Annotated in this window: 15 protein-coding genes; 4 read left to right on the forward strand and 11 right to left on the reverse strand. The window is 46.1% G+C overall.

The annotated features are described in order from the left end of the window. Positions 1-13: 13 nt before the first annotated feature. The 9 genes from moaA to G517_RS0110260 all read right to left on the reverse strand — a co-directional run bounded on the left by moaA (position 14) and on the right by G517_RS0110260 (position 7,929). Positions 14-1,087, reverse strand: a complete 1,074-nt coding sequence (gene moaA, locus G517_RS0110220; protein ID WP_036591163.1) for a GTP 3',8-cyclase MoaA — start codon at positions 1,085-1,087, stop codon at positions 14-16. A gap of 5 nt (positions 1,088-1,092) precedes the next feature. Next, positions 1,093-1,560 (reverse strand): molybdopterin synthase catalytic subunit MoaE, encoded by a 468-nt coding sequence (gene moaE / locus G517_RS0110225; RefSeq protein WP_028304338.1) that lies wholly within the window; start codon positions 1,558-1,560, stop codon positions 1,093-1,095. A 4-nt stretch (positions 1,561-1,564) separates the two neighbouring features. Beyond that, positions 1,565-2,419, reverse strand: coding sequence for a cyclic pyranopterin monophosphate synthase MoaC (moaC, locus tag G517_RS21300; RefSeq protein WP_084632159.1), 855 nt, complete (start codon positions 2,417-2,419; stop codon positions 1,565-1,567). Between the two features lie 40 nt (positions 2,420-2,459). Continuing rightward, a complete protein-coding gene (gene moeA / locus G517_RS18650) occupies positions 2,460-3,872 on the reverse strand; it encodes a molybdopterin molybdotransferase MoeA (protein WP_051206283.1) in 1,413 nt (470 codons plus the stop codon). Positions 3,873-3,914: 42 nt separating this feature from the next. Beyond that, positions 3,915-4,541 carry a molybdopterin-guanine dinucleotide biosynthesis protein B gene (gene mobB / locus G517_RS0110240; RefSeq protein ID WP_028304340.1) on the reverse strand — a complete coding sequence of 209 codons (627 nt, stop codon included), beginning with the start codon at positions 4,539-4,541 and terminating at the stop codon, positions 3,915-3,917. Positions 4,542-4,796: 255 nt separating this feature from the next. Next, entirely contained in the window at positions 4,797-5,414 is a 618-nt protein-coding gene (gene mobA, locus G517_RS0110245) for a molybdenum cofactor guanylyltransferase MobA (protein ID WP_028304341.1), read from the reverse strand. Beyond that, entirely contained in the window at positions 5,411-6,178 is a 768-nt protein-coding gene (locus tag G517_RS18655; RefSeq protein WP_051206284.1) for an ATP-binding cassette domain-containing protein, read from the reverse strand. Before G517_RS18655 ends, mobA begins: the two co-directional genes overlap by 4 nt. 76 nt (positions 6,179-6,254) lie before the next feature. Continuing rightward, on the reverse strand, positions 6,255-6,959 hold the full coding sequence (locus G517_RS0110255; RefSeq protein WP_028304342.1) for an ABC transporter permease: 705 nt from the start codon (positions 6,957-6,959) through the stop codon (positions 6,255-6,257). Positions 6,960-7,104: 145 nt separating this feature from the next. After that, positions 7,105-7,929 (reverse strand): ABC transporter substrate-binding protein, encoded by an 825-nt coding sequence (locus G517_RS0110260; RefSeq protein ID WP_028304343.1) that lies wholly within the window; start codon positions 7,927-7,929, stop codon positions 7,105-7,107. A gap of 339 nt (positions 7,930-8,268) precedes the next feature. Here G517_RS0110260 and G517_RS0110265 point away from each other — a divergent pair, with 339 nt between their 5' ends. The 4 genes from G517_RS0110265 to G517_RS0110280 all read left to right on the forward strand — a co-directional run bounded on the left by G517_RS0110265 (position 8,269) and on the right by G517_RS0110280 (position 12,963). Continuing rightward, positions 8,269-9,693 carry a sigma-54-dependent transcriptional regulator gene (locus G517_RS0110265; protein WP_028304344.1) on the forward strand — a complete coding sequence of 475 codons (1,425 nt, stop codon included), beginning with the start codon at positions 8,269-8,271 and terminating at the stop codon, positions 9,691-9,693. Between the two features lie 38 nt (positions 9,694-9,731). Then, a complete protein-coding gene (locus G517_RS0110270) occupies positions 9,732-11,816 on the forward strand; it encodes a sensor histidine kinase (RefSeq protein WP_169447909.1) in 2,085 nt (694 codons plus the stop codon). Positions 11,817-11,956: 140 nt separating this feature from the next. Then, positions 11,957-12,676, forward strand: a complete 720-nt coding sequence (locus G517_RS0110275) for an AzlC family ABC transporter permease (protein ID WP_028304346.1) — start codon at positions 11,957-11,959, stop codon at positions 12,674-12,676. Next, positions 12,637-12,963: a branched-chain amino acid transporter permease gene (locus tag G517_RS0110280; protein WP_028304347.1), complete on the forward strand. Its 327-nt coding sequence runs from the start codon at positions 12,637-12,639 to the stop codon at positions 12,961-12,963. Before G517_RS0110275 ends, G517_RS0110280 begins: the two co-directional genes overlap by 40 nt. Before the next feature lie 500 nt (positions 12,964-13,463). Here G517_RS0110280 and G517_RS0110285 read toward each other — a convergent pair whose 3' ends face one another. Both G517_RS0110285 and G517_RS0110290 read right to left on the reverse strand, forming a co-directional pair. Next, the gene (locus tag G517_RS0110285) at positions 13,464-16,532 is read right to left on the reverse strand and encodes a DEAD/DEAH box helicase (protein ID WP_028304348.1); all 3,069 of its coding nucleotides are present in this window, start codon (positions 16,530-16,532) and stop codon (positions 13,464-13,466) included. 482 nt (positions 16,533-17,014) lie between these two features. Continuing rightward, positions 17,015-17,347: a YnfA family protein gene (locus G517_RS0110290; RefSeq protein ID WP_028304349.1), complete on the reverse strand. Its 333-nt coding sequence runs from the start codon at positions 17,345-17,347 to the stop codon at positions 17,015-17,017. Positions 17,348-17,382 lie beyond the last annotated feature (35 nt).

Consider the following 17,382-nt stretch of genomic DNA (forward strand, 5'->3'; position numbering starts at 1 on the left):
ATAGATTGAGTTACTAGCCCCCGGTCATATTCATAAAGCGTAAAATCTGTACATCGCCGTTAGCATTCAATTCATCCGTGCCGAACTCGCTGGTACTGGATTCATTAAAACCACCAAGACTAAAATGATGCCGTTCTGGCTTAATGGCCATGCTGTCCCGAATGGCTTGTTTTACCGGCTCTAGTGATCCGGGGTTTGCCCGTATAACCGCCCGTAAATCAACGGAGTGCTCGTTACCCAAACACAGTAGCAAGCGCCCCTCTGCGGTGACTCTTACTCGGTTACAGCTGCCGCAGAAGTTATGACTGTGGGGCGAGATAAAGCCTATTTTGGTCTTCACCCCAGGGATTCTAAAATAGCGAGATGGGCCATCCGTTTTGTCCGTGCTGGACGTTAGCAGGGGATAACCCTGGCGGATAATCTCTCTAACCTCATCGCTGGAGCAGTAGGTTGCCTCTCGGTCGTGCTCTGATATTTCCCCAAGGGGCATCTCTTCGATAAAGCTAATATCGATTTGGCGATCAATAGCAAACTCTAATAGGGGTAATATCTCATCATCATTTCGCCCTTTTAAGATCACTGCGTTTAGCTTAATACCGGTAAAACCCTCGGCAACGGCGGCATCAATACCGTTAATAACCTGCTGTAGATCACCTTTACGGGTCAGCTGCCGGAAACGATCAGGGTCTAAAGAATCCAAGGAGATATTTAACCGCTTAAGCCCAGCGGCCTTAAGATCAGATGCCATACGCGTCAGTTGAGAACCGTTTGAGGTCATCGCAAAGTCCGTAATCTCAGGTAAGCCGCCAATATGTTGGATCAATTGCATCACATTCTGGCGTACTAAAGGCTCACCGCCGGTTAAACGGATTTTGTTAACCCCTAGCTGGGCAAAGGCTTCGGCTAATAGTCCGATCTCTTCTAAAGACAGCACCTTTTCCCGGGGCAGAAAGGTCATCTCCTCGGCCATGCAGTACACACAACGAAAATCACAGCGATCCGTTACCGATAGCCGAACGTAAGTGACCTGACGGCCAAAACCATCGATTAACTGTTCTTTCTCAACGCGATTAGTCGGCGCTATCATCGTGATCAACCTTTATGCCAACGCTGGGCGGCATCCTCGTCTGATGTGCGAGCGGATACCCAGTAATCTCCTTCACGGGTATTTTCTTTTTTCCAAAATGGGGCACGGGTTTTTAAAAAATCCATAATAAAGGCGCAGCTATCAAAGGCCGCTTGTCGATGGGCCGAGGCCACCGCCACCAATACAATAGGGTCACCAGGGGTTAAGTGCCCAACACGATGAATCACCGATACAGCCTGCAGCGACCAGCGTTCCGATGCTTCTTCGGCGATCTGCTGTAACGCTTGCTCTGTCATACCGGGATAGTGTTCTAGGGTTAGCCCCTGTACGTCTGGTTTCTCATTAAAATCACGAACCAAACCAGAAAAGGTGACAACAGCACCAATATCCGTGCGGCCTTCCGTCATCCCACGGTTGACTACCGCCAGATCAAAGGGGGCTTCTTGTACTTTGATATAAATGCGACAGCTCATCATCTTAGCCCCCCGTCACCGGTGGAAAGAAAGCAACCTCATCACCGGCTTGCACGGTGGTGGTCGCTTTCGCCATCTGCTGATTAACCGACATCAGCACGTTACTGGCCGATAGGGCGCTTTCCCATTCAGGGTGGATGCTAATCAAGTGTGCTTTTACTTCACCAAGGCTTGTATCCTCACCAAGACTTGTATCCAGCGCGATTAACGCAAGCTCCATGTGCTCGCAGTTAAGGGATTCCCGTAGCCCCGCAAAAAAGCGAAGAGACAGATAACCGTCCTTTTTCTGAGTGCTTGGAGCGTCAGAATGAGTGCTTGACTCCGCATCCTGATGGGAATCACTGGGTAGTTGCCAGTGACCAGATTTTCCGCCTTTTTTCTCAAGCACTTTAATGCCTGAGACCACCATAGTTTTATCTACTGCTTTACACATATCGTACAGGGTTAGTGCCGCAACAGAGGCCGCTGTTAGTGCCTCCATCTCAACGCCGGTTTGCCCTGCCAGCTTACACAGTGTCTCAATACGAATACGGTTTTGGCTTGGTTCTGGGATTAGCTCAACTTTCACCTTGGTCAGCATTAACGGATGACACAGGGGGATCAAATCACTGGTTTTTTTGGCCGCTTGAATTCCGGCAATACGAGCTACGGCCAGTACATCGCCTTTTTTATGCTCACCGGAGATGATCATGCGTAATGTTTCAGGCTGCATCTCAACGTAGGCTTCCGCCACGGCTTCGCGGGCGGTGACGGCTTTTTCGGTGACATCCACCATGCTCGCCTCACCCTTAGCGTCGATATGGGTAAAGCCTTCAGGGTGCAAATTTGAGGTATCTGTAGCAGACGTTGGCTGATTCATTATTATTTATTCTCTCTTTATAACGCTTAGCTTTTGACGCTTAAAGTAAATCTGCAAAGGGATAGATACGTACCATCTCACCCTCGGTCACGCGGGCTTGGGCATCCGGTATCTCTATCAAGCAGTTAGCTTCGGTCATTGAACGCAAAATCCCTGAACCTTGAGTACCGGTTGTTCGCACCTGCAATTGCCCTTGGGGCGATAAGCTGTAAATACCACGATGGAAATCGGTACGACCTTCTCGGCTACGCATCGCCTCGCTGGCCTGTGCGGGAAACGCGGTTAATGCTCCCCCTGTACTACCTTCTAGCCCGTGCTTGTCTGACCGTAGCGGTTCGCCCTGTAACGCTCTTAACGCGGGTTGGGCCAGTTGCATAAAGGTCACCATCACTGCAACGGGGTTTCCGGGTAAACCAAAGAACCAAGCGCTTTTTTCCGATTTTTCTGGTTCCGTCGGCGCGTTATCAATTTGCTCCCCATTAATCGGCCCGATACGACCAAAGGCAAGCGGTCTACCGGGACGAATGTTGATCCGCCAAAAGCCGATCTCCCCCACTTGAGTAAGGGCTGTTTTAATATAATCCGCGACCCCAACAGATACCCCGCCAGAGGAGATCACGACATCGGCTTGAGCCGCCGCTGAAGCCAGTGTTGATGCAAGCACCGTTTCTTGATCCGGTAAAATACCTAGATCGATCACTTGGCAATGCAGTTTTTTTAACAAACCGATCAGGGTATAGCGATTGGTATCGTAAATACTATGGGGAGGTAAAGGCTGGCCTTGGGCAACCACTTCATCTCCGGTAGAAAATACCGCCACCACAAGGGGTTTAAAAACCGCCACTTGGGTTAGGCCTAGGGAGGCGATAAGACCTTGGTGGGCCGCACCTAGGCGTGTGCCTGCGGACAAGGCGATTTGGCCTTGCTGAAGATCTTCTCCGGCCTGTCGAATATTGTCGTTTAGCCGTAGGCTTTCTGGTTTTTGGATGATAACCGTGTCGGTATTATCGGTATCTAATTGACAGATCTCACGCATCACAACGGTATTTGCACCGGCAGGAACAGGAGCTCCGGTGGTAATGGTGACCGCTTCGCCGGTGCGAAGGGTTCCGTCAAAGCCGTGGCCCGCCAAAGAGTGGCCCACTAAAATATAATGGGCCTCATAGTTGGCCTCAGGAGACTGGTGATGATCCTCTGGCAAGGCTAAAGCAAAGCCGTCCATCGCGGCATTGGTTTGCGCCGGTACATTGATTGGCGAAATAACATCTTCTGCTAGCACATGCCCGACCAGTTGGCTTAGCTCACAGGCGATGACTTTGGGGCTGTTTGCCGTGGACATCGCATCCAGCAGAGCTTGTCGGCCTTGCTCAACACTTAATTGCCCCGGTTGATCAAAACAGCTGACGTCGGTATGACCTGTATTACTGGCTGTCGATTTCAATGTGTATGACATCCGTTATCCCTTCTATTTTGTCTTTGTCCGCTATTTTGACTGCTACTTTTTCAGCTTTTGGGTCTGTAAGCGGATCTGCTCAATTACAAAATCAGCCACGGTTTCACAATGATTAAGGTCGAGGATTTTTAGCGCAGAATCTTGTGGGATCTGGCTATTAGCATCCGCAATATTTGTATCTGCCATTGCCTCTGCAACATCAGCCATTTTGTTAGTCACAACGGTAGGCTCGTCCGTGGCAATGGCAATAATATTCGCGTCGCTTTGAGCCATCAGAGGCTTACCCGTCGCGGGACGATAAACCTCTATTTTGGGAAAGTGTTCCGCCTTAAATCCTTCGACTAAAACCGCATCTAAACGGTGTTGCGGTAAAAAGTCGATCATTTCGGCCAAATCAGGCTCTTTAGGAAAACTAGGCTCTTGAGGAAAATCTAACATCATCGCCATACGATTTGCTGAGGCAATTAACATCGGTGCCGCCCCAGCTTTACGCAGCTCGTAGCTATCTTTACCGGGATGATCAACTTCAAACGCGTGATGAGCATGTTTTACCACGGCCACGCGCAGTCCTCGTTCAACCAAAACCGGCAACAGCTTTTTCAGCAAGGTGGTTTTACCCGAGCCACTAAATGCAGCAAAACCTAAAACGGGCAGAGGAAACTTTAACATGGCGCGTCCTAATTTATTCTATCAGTGAAAGATAACCAGCAAGTAGCATTCCACCGTTCAGCGGAATACGGTCAAGAATGCTCCAAAATGTTCCATTTGAGATATCCCATGACCATTGGCATACCTTCTGAGGCAGGCATAAAAAAACAGCACCGAAGCACTGTTTTATTGTTGTTTTATTGTTTTATTGCCCGATGCTATTCGATTAGGGCGTATTTAAGGGCCGTACACGCTCGAATTCTTTTGACCACAGGCTTAAGGTTTTTTGGGTCGTAGGCGTTCAAGGTTTTGGATGTCTTCCTGAGTGTTCAAATTGACGAACACTTCTGACAAGGTATCAAACGTTACCACTACCATGGCATGTTGCATGTACCAGCGGTCAATTTTGCGTTTACCGTCACTCAGCCATGTTTGCAAGCTCGGTAGCAGGCTGCGTTTAACCATTGAGATTACCGGCTGTAAGCGTTCGCCATCATGGGCCACCGCGATAACAGCGCCTTCGGCTTGAGTTGCCGCATACAGTTTCTCTACCATATCCTTTGGCAATAAAGGGGTGTCGCAGGGGGTAAATAGCACCCAGTCGGTTTTTGCATGGGTTAACCCTGTTAGCATGCCCATTAACGGCCCATGAAAACCCTGCTCTAGGTCTTCAATCACGCTATAGCCCAACGCTTGATACGCGTCGATACTTCGGTTGGCATTGATTAAAACCGTGTCTACCTGTGGTGCGATATGTTCCAAAACATGGTGAATCATTGGACGGCCATCAAAATAAACCCATCCTTTATCCACCCCACCCATTCTCTGGCCTTGGCCGCCGGCTAATACCACCGCGGTAACGGCTTGTTGCACGTGAGACTCTTGTTCGCTCATACCGTATCTCTCTTCTGGCTAGGGCTGTTGTTCTGGCTAGCGCAATGATCTTGATGCTGAGTGATTTCTGATCTGGTTAATGAGCCGCCATGAATCGTCCAGCAGGTATTGCAAAGATCCGTTAGCTGATTGGTTTGGTGAGAACTGACCATAATAACGCAGCCTTTTGCGATCAGATCGGTGACTAGGCGATACATGAGTTCGATAGAATCATCATCAAGATTCGCGGCTGGTTCGTCTAACAGCAGCAAGTCAGGCTGTAGTAGCCATGCTCTTAACAGGGCAAGGCGCTGGCGCTCTCCGCCTGACAAGGTTACCGCACTTTGCTGTCTCAGGGCTGTCAATTTTGCCAGCTCAAGCCCGTGATCTAACGCCTCTTTAGCGCCAAGGCGTTCATCGCCTTTTAAAGAGCGGATAACAAACATCAGATTTCGCTCAACACTGCCCGCAAAAAGATAAGGCGTTTGATGAAGATAGCAGATACGCCCATGGGCCGAGCGAATAGAGCCTTTTTGCACAGGTTCCAAGTGAGACAGCAAGCGCATCAAGGTTGTCTTCCCAGAGCCATTAGCTCCCTGTAGCCAGATATGCTCGCCAGATTGCCAATGCATCTGTTCGATATCAAATAATGACTGGGAATGCTCCAGCCAACGGTGCTCCAAATGATCAAGGGTTAATAAGGCACAAGCGGGCGCTTGTTTTAACCTTTGTTCTAATCTGGGGTTCGGCTCTTGTTTCAAGGCTTTCAACTCTTGTTCCAACATGGGCTAGTTTCAATATGAGCTATAGGCTTCTAGCATCTGTTTGATTTTAATAAAAAGAGAGGCTTATCAAGGACGCTTAACGACTGGCCAGTTGTCCTTTGCCTCTTAGCAGCCCCATGCCCACATTTAACAACATGGCTAATAGGAATAAGACCAAGCCTAACGCAACTCCCTGAGCATACTCACCTTTTAGTGTTTCAAGGGCGATAGCGGTTGTAATACTGCGGGTATAATTAAGGATATTGCCACCAACCATCATGGCGCAGCCAACTTCTGCGATAATACGAGCAAAGGCGGCAATAAAGCTGGAATATAGTGCGTAGCGCACTTCTATCATCAGTACCCATAAACAGCGAATAGGGCTGGCACCTAACATTTTAGCCGTTTCCCAAGCGCGTTTGTCCGCCCCTTGAAAGGCGCTATGGGTCATGGAAACCAGTAACGGCAGGCATAATAAAAACTGACCAACAACCATCGCATTTTGGGTGAACAATAATCGCCAGTCCCCTAAAGGCCCGGCCCGTGACAGTAACATAAATAGGATTAACCCAACCACCACGGTAGGCACCGCCATTAAAGTGTGAGTCAAAGAGAGTAGCAGCCAGCGCCCAGGGAAACGCCAATAAGCTAAAGCAAATCCAATAAGTGTTGCCGGAACGATCGCCAGTATCAATGCTGTAAATGAGACATTAAATGAAACGGCAATAATGGTCCACAGGGCTTTATCACCGGAAACCAATAACTCCACCGCTGCAACAAAAGTCTCAGTTAAAGACGCCATAGATGCCTGTGCCTTATTGTTATTGTCTAGGGGGTATTGTTAATTACGTACTTAAGACATTTTGTGCAAAACAAAGCCCACAAGCCGGTAAAGAGACTTGCAGGCTTTGGTCTTGATTAGGCCATCTAAATGACCTTAACGCAGATTACTTGGCCGCGTTCGCAATAAACAGACGCTCGCCGTGTAAACGGAAATCGTTGATACGTTTTTGCGTTGCATCAGAAACCAACCAATCACTAAATGCTTGAGCGCCGGTGGTGTTCAAACCGTCATATTTAGTAGGGTTAACTAGAATTACTTGGTATGGGTTAAATAGACGCTTGTCACCTTCAGATGCGATAGCCAGATCAACTTTAGATTTATAAGCTAACCATGTACCACGATCTGTTAGGGTGTAAGCCTGTAGTTCAGAGCTGATTTGCAGCACTTTACCCATGCCTTGGCCCACTTCACGGTAGCCTTCAAACGGCAGTTTAGTGTGAGCGGATTTCCATAGGCCTAGCTCTTTCTTATGAGTACCGGAATCATCGCCACGGGAGATAAACAGGGCAGAATGACTGGCAATTTTAGTCAGTGCTGCTTCAATGCTATCGGCGGATTTAACACCGGCTGGATCATTTTTGGGGCCGACAAGAACAAAGTCGTTGTACATAATCGCCCGTGGCTGAATGCCGTGGCCTTCGCTAACAAATTTAGCTTCAGCTTGTGGTGCGTGGGTCATAACCACATCAACATCGCCATCACGGCCCATGCGCAGTGCTTTACCTGTACCAACGGCAATCACTTGGATCGTTGCGCCATTGGCTTTTTCAAATTCTGGTAGTAAGTAATCTAACAGACCTGAATTATAGGTACTGGTCGTTGTTGCCAAACGGATAATGCCAAGATCTTCCGCGTAGGCCTGCACCGAAGCAGTGGCCGCTACAACGGCCAGCACAGCAGAGCGGATAAAGGTATTTAGTATTCTCATGGTCGTCCTTTAAATGCCTCATCGGGCAATATTTGTTATGATCAAAGTCCCATTAGAGCAAGATGAATGCCAGTCTAGGCAAGGCCGCCTCAGCCCTGACTTTTAAGTCATGCAGGGTCGAACGGGGTCACAATAAAAACGATAATGACAAAAAAATAGGGTCATAATGTCGCAGGCAAGCTATGGCAGGGTCGATTTGATACAGGTGTTTTGTAATAGACTTAACCTTGTTCACCGCTATGGCCTAATTTTTCTTCAAACTTGCATAAACTTTTCTTCAAAATTGCATAAAAAAACAATCATAAGATTTTCTGCTACCCGAGCATAAGAAAGAATACGATGACCTCTATCGAAAAAAGTACACGCACACGAATGGATTTAAACAACCCGTTAACGCCTGCCATATCGGTTCTTATTGTCGATGATGAACCCGGTATGCGCAATTTTCTGATTAAGGCTTTAAGTAAGCGTTTTGCTTTGGTCGAGTCAGCAGACAGCATAGAAACCGCCGAAGAGATTCGCAAGCGCTGCCATTTCGATCTTATTGTTTGCGATATAAAGTTACCTGGGCGTTCAGGGATCGAATGGCACGAGGCGATTACCGACGAGACCCGTCGTAGCGACATCATTTTTATGACCGCCTACGCTGATTTGGAAACGGCCATTGAAGCCCTTCGAGCTGGCGCTAGCGACTTTATTCTTAAGCCTTTCCGGCTAGAGCAGATGATGGCGGCCATTGACCGCTGTATTGAACGCCGCCTGCTGGCCCGAGAAAACTTTGTCCTTAAGCGTGAACTCAATACGGTCTTTAGCTCTAGCAGTGCCATGCTGGGTGAAAGCCAAGTGATCAAAGATGTAGATAGTATTATCCGGCGAGTAGCGCCCACGCCATCCGCCGTATTAATTGAAGGCGAGTCCGGTACTGGTAAAGAGCTTGCCGCCCGTGCGCTACATGAAAACAGTGGCCGTAGCGGTGCCTTTGTCCCAGTTAACTGCGGAGCGATCGCTGCAGATATTTTAGAAAGTGAGTTATTTGGTCATACCAAAGGCGCTTTTACCGGCGCACAAAAAGCCCGAGAAGGCCTGTTCACCTTCGCCAGCGGTGGCACCTTATTCCTTGATGAGATAGGCGAAATGCCGCTTGCGATGCAGGCAAAAATGCTGCGAGTCTTAGAGTTAAAAGCGGTACGCCCTGTCGGAGGAGAGCAAGAGATCAGTATTGATGTTCGTATTGTTGCTGCGACCAATCGCAATTTAGAAAAGGAAGTTAAAGAAGGTCGTTTCCGCGAAGACCTTTACTACCGTCTTAACGTACTCACGTTAACCTTACCTCCGCTTCGGGATCGCCCTGAAGATATACCGACCTTGGTACACAGTTTTTCCCGCCGATTATCCCAGGAGCTGGGTTTACCGCCGGTACCTCTTGCCCATGAAGATATGGCCGCGATTACACGCTACAGTTGGCCGGGCAATGTACGTGAGCTAAAAAACTTCGTCGAGCGCTGTATCCTTTTGGGACGCTTACCCCTTGAAAGCTTTAGCAAGGGGGACAGTCTGTCCCAAAGTGCCACGGGAACCCGCACCGAAAGCCGAGGCTATCCTTGTGATTGGCCGATGGATGTTGTTGAGAAACACCATATCCTGCAAGTGTTGAGCGAATTTAAAGGCAATAAATCAGCAGCGGCACGACAGTTGGGCATTTCTCGAAAAACACTGGATCGAAAATTGCAGGCCTGGGATGAAAGTCAGGGTAATACGCCCTAATGTCACCTCACCGGCAACAGCTAAAGCGGCGTTGGTTCATGCGATCCTCTATTCGTTTAAAGATTTTGGGGTTAAGTATCACCCCTTTGATTTTAACCTTAGTTACCCTTCTTGGGATGACAAGCTACTGGGCCAGTACGTATTCTGCCGATCAGCTCGACCGTAAAGTTCGTGCTGATCTTTCTGTGGCGGAGGGGTTTCTTAAAATCTTAGAGCAACAGGATCTTAGCAATCTCAAACAACTGAGCTTAAACCAGCAGTTGCGAGAAAGTGTTGAACGCCAACAGCCCTCCAGCATTAGCCAGCAACTCTATAGCTTTAAAGCACTGCACCGCTTAGATTTTGTTCGTTTGATTCCGGCTAACAACCTCAGTCATCGGGTTCTTCAGGAACCAAGCCTGGGCCAAATAGCGTCTCGCGTGTTGGCGGCGAATGCCAGCGCAGGACTACAACTGATTTCACCAGAGGAGCTTGGGGTGATCGACCCTGAGCTTATCGACCGAGTGTCTATCACCTTGCACTCCACGCCTCGCGCATTGCCGACCAGCCGTGATACCGAGCGTCGAGGGATGTTTATTCGCGCCCTTCACCCAGTGACTAACGACGAAGGGGTTATGATTGCTCTCCTCGATAGCGGGCGCTTACTCAACCGTAATAATCAATTTGTCGATAGTATCCGAGATCTTGTTTACCGACCTGGAACCCTGCCAGACGGCGGCATTGGCACCGTCACACTGTTTCTTGATGATGTTCGTATTAGCACCAATGTGCCCAACCGCCAGCCAAATGCTGACTTAAACGATACCCATCGCGCATTGGGAACCCGTGTATCCCAGGATGTGAATAAACGCGTTTTGCAAAGTGGCGAAAGCTGGGTTGATCGTGCCTTTGTCGTCAACGATTGGTATATCTCCGCCTATAACCCGATTGAAGATCTGGCGGGTAAACGTATTGGTATGCTCTACACGGGCTTTTTAGAGCAGCCTTATAGGGATATACACCGAAAAACCTTGATCGAACTTCTTTGCGCTTTTGCCATTGTCGCGATTATCTCCATTCTGTTAATTCTGCGAAGCACAGGGCTGATAACCCATCCCATTCGGCGAATCCATAATGTAGTACAGGCGGTAAAAGTAGGTCGGCGACAGAGAATCGGTATGATGGATACTAACGATGAGTTTAGTGAATTGGCGGAACAGTTCGACACCATGCTGGATCTTTTAGAAGATCGTAATCGCCAAATTCAGCAAGCAGCGGATGTATTGGAGCACAAGGTTCAGTCTCGCACGCAGTCGCTACAGGATAAAACCCGAGAGCTTGAAGAGCATATTCGTTTACTACAGGCCACCCGCGCTCAATTAGTCACTAAAGAAAAGCTAGCAGCACTGGGTGAGCTAACGGCGGGTATCGCCCATGAGATTAATAACCCTGCGGCGGTTATTCTGGGCAATATGGATCTACTACAAGACACGTTAGGCGACAATGCCGCCGAAGTAGAAGAAGAAATAGAGATTATTATTCAGCAGGTCTACCGAATTAGAGCCTTGGTTAATAATCTGCTGCAATACAGCCGACCCGGTGAATACAGCCAGTCTCTTTCCCCGCTGAATATCAATCAGGTGCTTGATGATACCTTGCTGTTGGTGCGTCACACTTTGGAAAAGCAGAGCCTTCAAGTCAAACTTAACCTACAGGCCACGTGTTCCGCAGAAGGTAATGTACAGCAGTTGCAACAGGTGTTTGTTAATCTTGTGATTAACGCCGCCAATGCGACACAGGGCGCGGGTGATATTTTAATCCGCAGCCATGACTGGTATGACAACCATGAACTAAAAGGGGTCGTCGTCGACGTTGAAGATTACGGACGCGGTATTGCAGAGGGTATTTTACCCCATATTTTTGACCCGTTTTTTACCACCCGAGATAATGGCACGGGTTTAGGTTTGTCGGTTAGCTATGGCATTATTCGCCGCTATGGCGGTGATATTCAGGTGCAATCGGAGCAGGGGCAGGGCAGTATTTTTAGTGTCTATCTGTTGCAACAAGCCCGCTATAACGACAATGATCAAGCCACCGCTGAACAACTACTGGCAACCCTTTCTGAAGCACAGCGTAAATGGTGATCGGCGCTTTATTAATTCTTTGTCATACTGCTTTAGTATGATGGTCTAAAAAATTAACGATTAAACGTTTGGTTTTTCCAAAAAAGACTTCTAATATAGCCGATCACACTAAAACCTCTTCATCAATCAGAAAATTCACTATGTCTTTAGAGCACTCTACCAACCGCTTTGTCTTCCAGGCATCGCTGCCGGTTATGTTTGGCTATATTCCGTTGGGAATGGCCTTCGGCGTTCTTTTTAGCGATCTGGGTTATCACTGGATTTATGCCACCTTAATGGGGATATTTATCTTTGCAGGGGCTGCGCAGTTTTTGGCGGTAGGTTTGCTGGCAAACAGTGCCGGTTTAATGGAGATGTTTATCACCATCTTTTTGCTTAACTCTCGGCATATGTTTTACGGTATCTCATTGGTGGGCAAAATCCCCAATAAAGGCGCACGCCGTTTGTATCAGATTTTTGGTTTAACGGATGAAACCTATTCGCTGCTCACCTCCTCTCGATTACCGGACTGGATCTCTCCTGCGGAGTTTCAATTTAAAGTCACGTTATTTAATCAGGTTTACTGGGTGATCGGCTGTACTTTAGGGGCTTGGCTGGGAGGGCAGATTAGCTTTTCTACCGCAGGTATTGAGTTTGTTCTACCGGCACTCTTTATGGTGCTAGCGATAGAGCAGTATAAAAGCCTGCAAAAACCAGCGCCTTTTATTCTGGCACTTTTGATCGGGATTGCGACACTGCTCTTTATCAGCCGTGACCAAATGCTTTTAATCTCAATTTTGCTCAGTATGAGCGTTCTGTTAATGATACACGCAGGTAAACGATGGAATACGCAGGCTACCTCTTCACCGTCATCGCAGTAATGACCGCCGCTACTTTTTTAACCCGTGTACTGCCTTTTGTACTGCTCTATAAAGTAGCCGATCATCATGTTTTAGTGTTTCTAGGCCGTTATCTACCGCCGGTTATGATGGTCTTGCTGGTGGTCTACACCTTCAAGAACGAAGATCTGGCCAGTACCGGTTTTCTGCCAGAGCTGGGGTGTTTAGCGCTGACCGCAGCACTGCATCTGCTGTTTAAGCATCCGCTGGTAAGTATTCTAGGGGGAACTGGGGCTTATATGGCGCTGGTGCAGATGGGCATGAGTTAAGACCGACCAAGCGCTACAATTTTTATCTGGCTCCCGCGCTCCGCGTGGAGCCTTAGTCACGAATAATGATCAGGGATTTGAAGCGACAGATGGCGCATATTCCCGCACAAAGCCCCTCTCGTCGTAGGTTGGATAAGCGCCCAACACCCCACCAACAAACAACCTGAAGCCCGATTGGCGCGTCATCCGACAGCTTGTTGCGCATCAGATAGAAAAGGCCAGCTGCTGTTTATTAACAGGTATCAGTTGATGGTTAATTTATGGGTGTCCTGGTTTTACTAGGTTTCAGATAACTTCTCGTATATCAAAGCCAAATGCGGATCAGTCCTCGGTGCAAATCAGGGAGTGAAGTGGATTATCTTTGGGTGCAATTTCATTCTTTTACTACAGCTAAAACCAAACGCCCCTTACCTAGAATCTGTCCATTAAATTTATATTTTGTAAAATCTCTAGGCAATTTGACCACCTCTCATCATCTATTCCTTAGCTCTAGCCTCAAATTATGGTGAAACAAAAACTTTCAACTCAACATCATTATCATGAGCTGTTGCTAACCAGCTATTTAATAATTGAAAAGCTTGCAAGGTTTCGCCATTTGCCTCTGATCCTAACTTTAATTGCTGCTCAAAATGTTTGGCAGAAAAGCTATTGGCAGCAGCAATCCAAATCTCTTTTTTAACAGCAGTAGAACGCCGTCTTGTTGCAACTGTATCCCATAGCTCATTTAGTTTTTCTTTTCTTTCCTGCTCATTTTGAGCACTAAACTTTTCACCTTGAAAAACTCTAATTCTTTCAACAATATTTTGTGCGGCATCAGAATCTGGCCAAGCTGTATGAAGCCTATTCCAATTAAAAGGCTTCAGTTCAATATTTCCACTAATAAGCATGTCAATGTTTTTTATGGCTTGGGAGCCAACCTCTGCTAGTGCACCAGCCGACGATTTTGGCATTTTTGTAGCTTTGCCACATTTAACGTGAACAAAAGCCAATTTATTTTTTGACGAAACTATGAAGTCAGCAGGCTCAGTTCCCATATCCGTGTTAATTAACAAATCAGCTTCGGGTATATAAGGAGCAAATGGACCTAATTCGTTTTTAGTTGGGTTATCTAACCCGTTAGCTTTTAATTGATCCACTAAATAAAAAACAGAATGCGGACTAAAGCCATCATCCACTATTTGATGAAAACCCTTTTTATCCTTTTTCTCTTTTTGCCATCCCTTCTCATCTAAATCTTCACCAATAAGTGGTTTAAGCCCAATAACAACATTGGCAAGATTTGAAGCACCTAGTACGAAACTATCAGCCAGAGGAAGTGTTAATTGATAGAACTTACCGTTTGAAAAGCTTATCCCGTTAGCCAAAAGAGCTTTATGTAAGTGCTCGTTGAGAAAGTCAGTTATGTCTTGTTGTTCCCCACCTTCAAGTGAATATAGTATTTCCACTTCTGGTGTAATTTCTAGATAAGGTTCTTCTTTATTAAAGTTGACTAAAATTTTACTTTCCTCAACACCATCAACAAGTAAAGCACCGTTATCATAAATTAAATACAAAAACGAATTATCGAATTTATATTGTTCCTCAGCTATAAAAATACTAATCGGAGACTCATACTCTGTTAAATCAAAAATCAAACTGTGAGCTTCAAAGTTTTCATCAACAGATATTGGCTTTGCATATGAATGTATTAAGGCGTTCTTTATATTAATATTTGCAGATATGACGCTATCAATATCTGTAAGCCAATCATTAAGATCACCCAAAGTAAACGATGACTCTTTTTGATCTGAGATTCTCCCAGAATCTGCGCCTACATAATAGCTACCTTTCTTTTTATTGAATTGGTCATAGGTATCACAACGCATTGTGGCTAACCGATATGAAGCATTGGCTTGCATGTCAGCCATTTGCTCTAAATCTTTTCCTTTTACCGCGATGCTTTCGGGACGTTTTCTAGCAGAGCTAATCGATTTACTACTCGCTTCTTTCGTTGAGGCTGATTCACCTAATGACATTACCTTAAGCAGTTTATCTAGAGATACCGCAGAGCCGAGTTTTAAATCTTTCTCACCATTAAATCTGCGACCTCGGCTATCATAAATTGCAACAACGTTGTTCGAGAGCTGTTTATACAATGTTATTTCAAATGAAGGCTCAAAGAAAAACTGGTCTGTTAAAAACCGAGACTTATTGAATGCGATTGATATAACACCATGAATACCAGTTTCTGTAGCAAATATTCTCGCGAGTTCACCAGCATTATTACATCGCCAATATAGATGATCAGATAAAAGCTGAACGCTGAATCCCTGCGATTGGTTCAAAAAACAAATTGATGCTGTTGGGATATTAAGAGAACTTTCCGGCTCGAAGGTATTAAAGTCAAACTTACTTACAAAGCGGTTTCCGTAATAACTCACATCAGGAAATGCTTCTAGGTAACGGTCAATCAACTTATTACTGTCTAATGATGCTATGAATTTTTTAACTGAATCTGCACTATCTAGTGAACGATCAAATTTTCTGTAGTTTTGCCACATTTGGCTATTTGCATCGCTTTCAATCTCCAAAATTTTAGGTTCAATATCACCGTACAGACGAACTACTCTTCCGATGGTTTGAACTAGTTCCCGACCACTATTAACTGCATAGGCCAAAACCAAAAACTTCGCCTCGGGAATATCGACCCCTTCATCCAGTTTCCGCTGGTGAATTATGACTTGATAATCAGAACCTTTAAGGTTCGATGGCACGGAAACTTTTACATTACCTCGTTCATCTTTGGTAAATTGTTCATGTATTGCTAATACCGAAAAATCATCGTTTAACAAATCGTAAAAGCGATTAATATCTTCGAACTTTTCACATTTGATAATGCACTTTGTGTCATCATTGGCCTCTAATAATTCGGTGATTTTCCCGCTTAATTCAGCTAAAGCAATTGACTCAAAAGTTGGTTCTTTTAAAACACCATCTGCAAGTGCTCTTTCAAAGGTATAAATATAACTAGCGTCTTCGGTAACGTCGAATTGGTACAAGTCATTCCTGTATGGAGTAGCAGTTATAACGACTTTATGAGCATCAATACCACGTACCAAGGTACTCCATACTGGAGAAGGTTCGGCGTGCCCCTCATCAATAATAATAAGATCAATATCTTTCTTTAACTGCTCAAGCTGAGCACTATTGAAAGTTTGTAGTTTCTGGAAGGTTGAAACATAAACGCCATTTTTAGAGGTATCGCTCACATCACTATAAACAGCCTTGCGCTTGATAACCTTACCTTCAACACGATCACTGAAGAACTTTCCATCTATTTCTTTAAAAAGTTGATCACACACAGCACGTCGATGACATAAAACCAGCACCCGCTTTTGAGTTGCTTTTTGGCATACAATACTTATTACACCGGACTTACCTGCACCTGTTGGCAAACTGATCAGGCAAGAGTTCGCGTTTTCATTTAACGGCTTTTTTAAGTAACTTAACGCCGTTTTAATACTTTCTTGCTGGCAGTGTCTCAGACTTTGCCACAAATCTTCATTAACAATGAAACCACCTACATTCATTTAAACGTCCCTGTTATTATTGATTTGAGGCAAGAGCTAAAGTTCGCCAGCAAAAGCTTAAAAAAAATAATTACTTTACAGTTAACACTTAACTCTAGGGAATCCCCAGATAATTTCTCATACAATCAATATGTAGACACGCATAGTGCTGTTTGATCTAATCAATTTGCTAGAAAAATACTAGAACAACACCATGCGCAACACTACCATACTGCATCAATCTATGGGTTCGCAATTCACAAATAACTTCTTATGACCCTGATGGTTGTAACTAAGTCAAACGCCACTGATTTTTCCCACTTTAGCATTACTAAAACTAACTATGTTGTCTGGCATCTCAAACTGAAGCGATATACCGCATGCTGGTTGGGGTATTCATTACAACGCGGAGCGTTGGAACGAGTTGGCGGAGTGACGTTCAGCATGGAAGGCATTGCCACGCGGAGCATGGCAATCAGATAAGCGTTTTTTGAGTGAGCCGTTTACGAGCTGCGGGGGGCAAACATGATAATCGCCATGCCTAGCAGAGCTACGGCGGTGCCAACCAGATCCCAGATCGTTGGGCGGATGCCATCTACGGCCCAGAGCCAGATTATCGCCATAAAAATATAAACGCCCCCATAGGCGGCATACACCCTGCCCGATGCGGTTGGGTGCAGGGTTAGCAACCATGCAAAGGCGGCAAGACTCAGCGCTGCGGGCACCAGTAGCCAGATTGTTTTCCCTTCCCGAAGCCAAAGATAGGGCAAATAACAACCCACAATCTCGGCTAAAGCGGTAACGAGAAATAAGCCAATCGTTTTTAACTCAGTCACAGACATCGACCTTTTTCAGCGAAACAGAGAGTGCT

Source organism: Oceanospirillum maris DSM 6286 (genome assembly GCF_000422865.1).
Lineage (GTDB): Bacteria > Pseudomonadota > Gammaproteobacteria > Pseudomonadales > Halomonadaceae > Oceanospirillum > Oceanospirillum maris.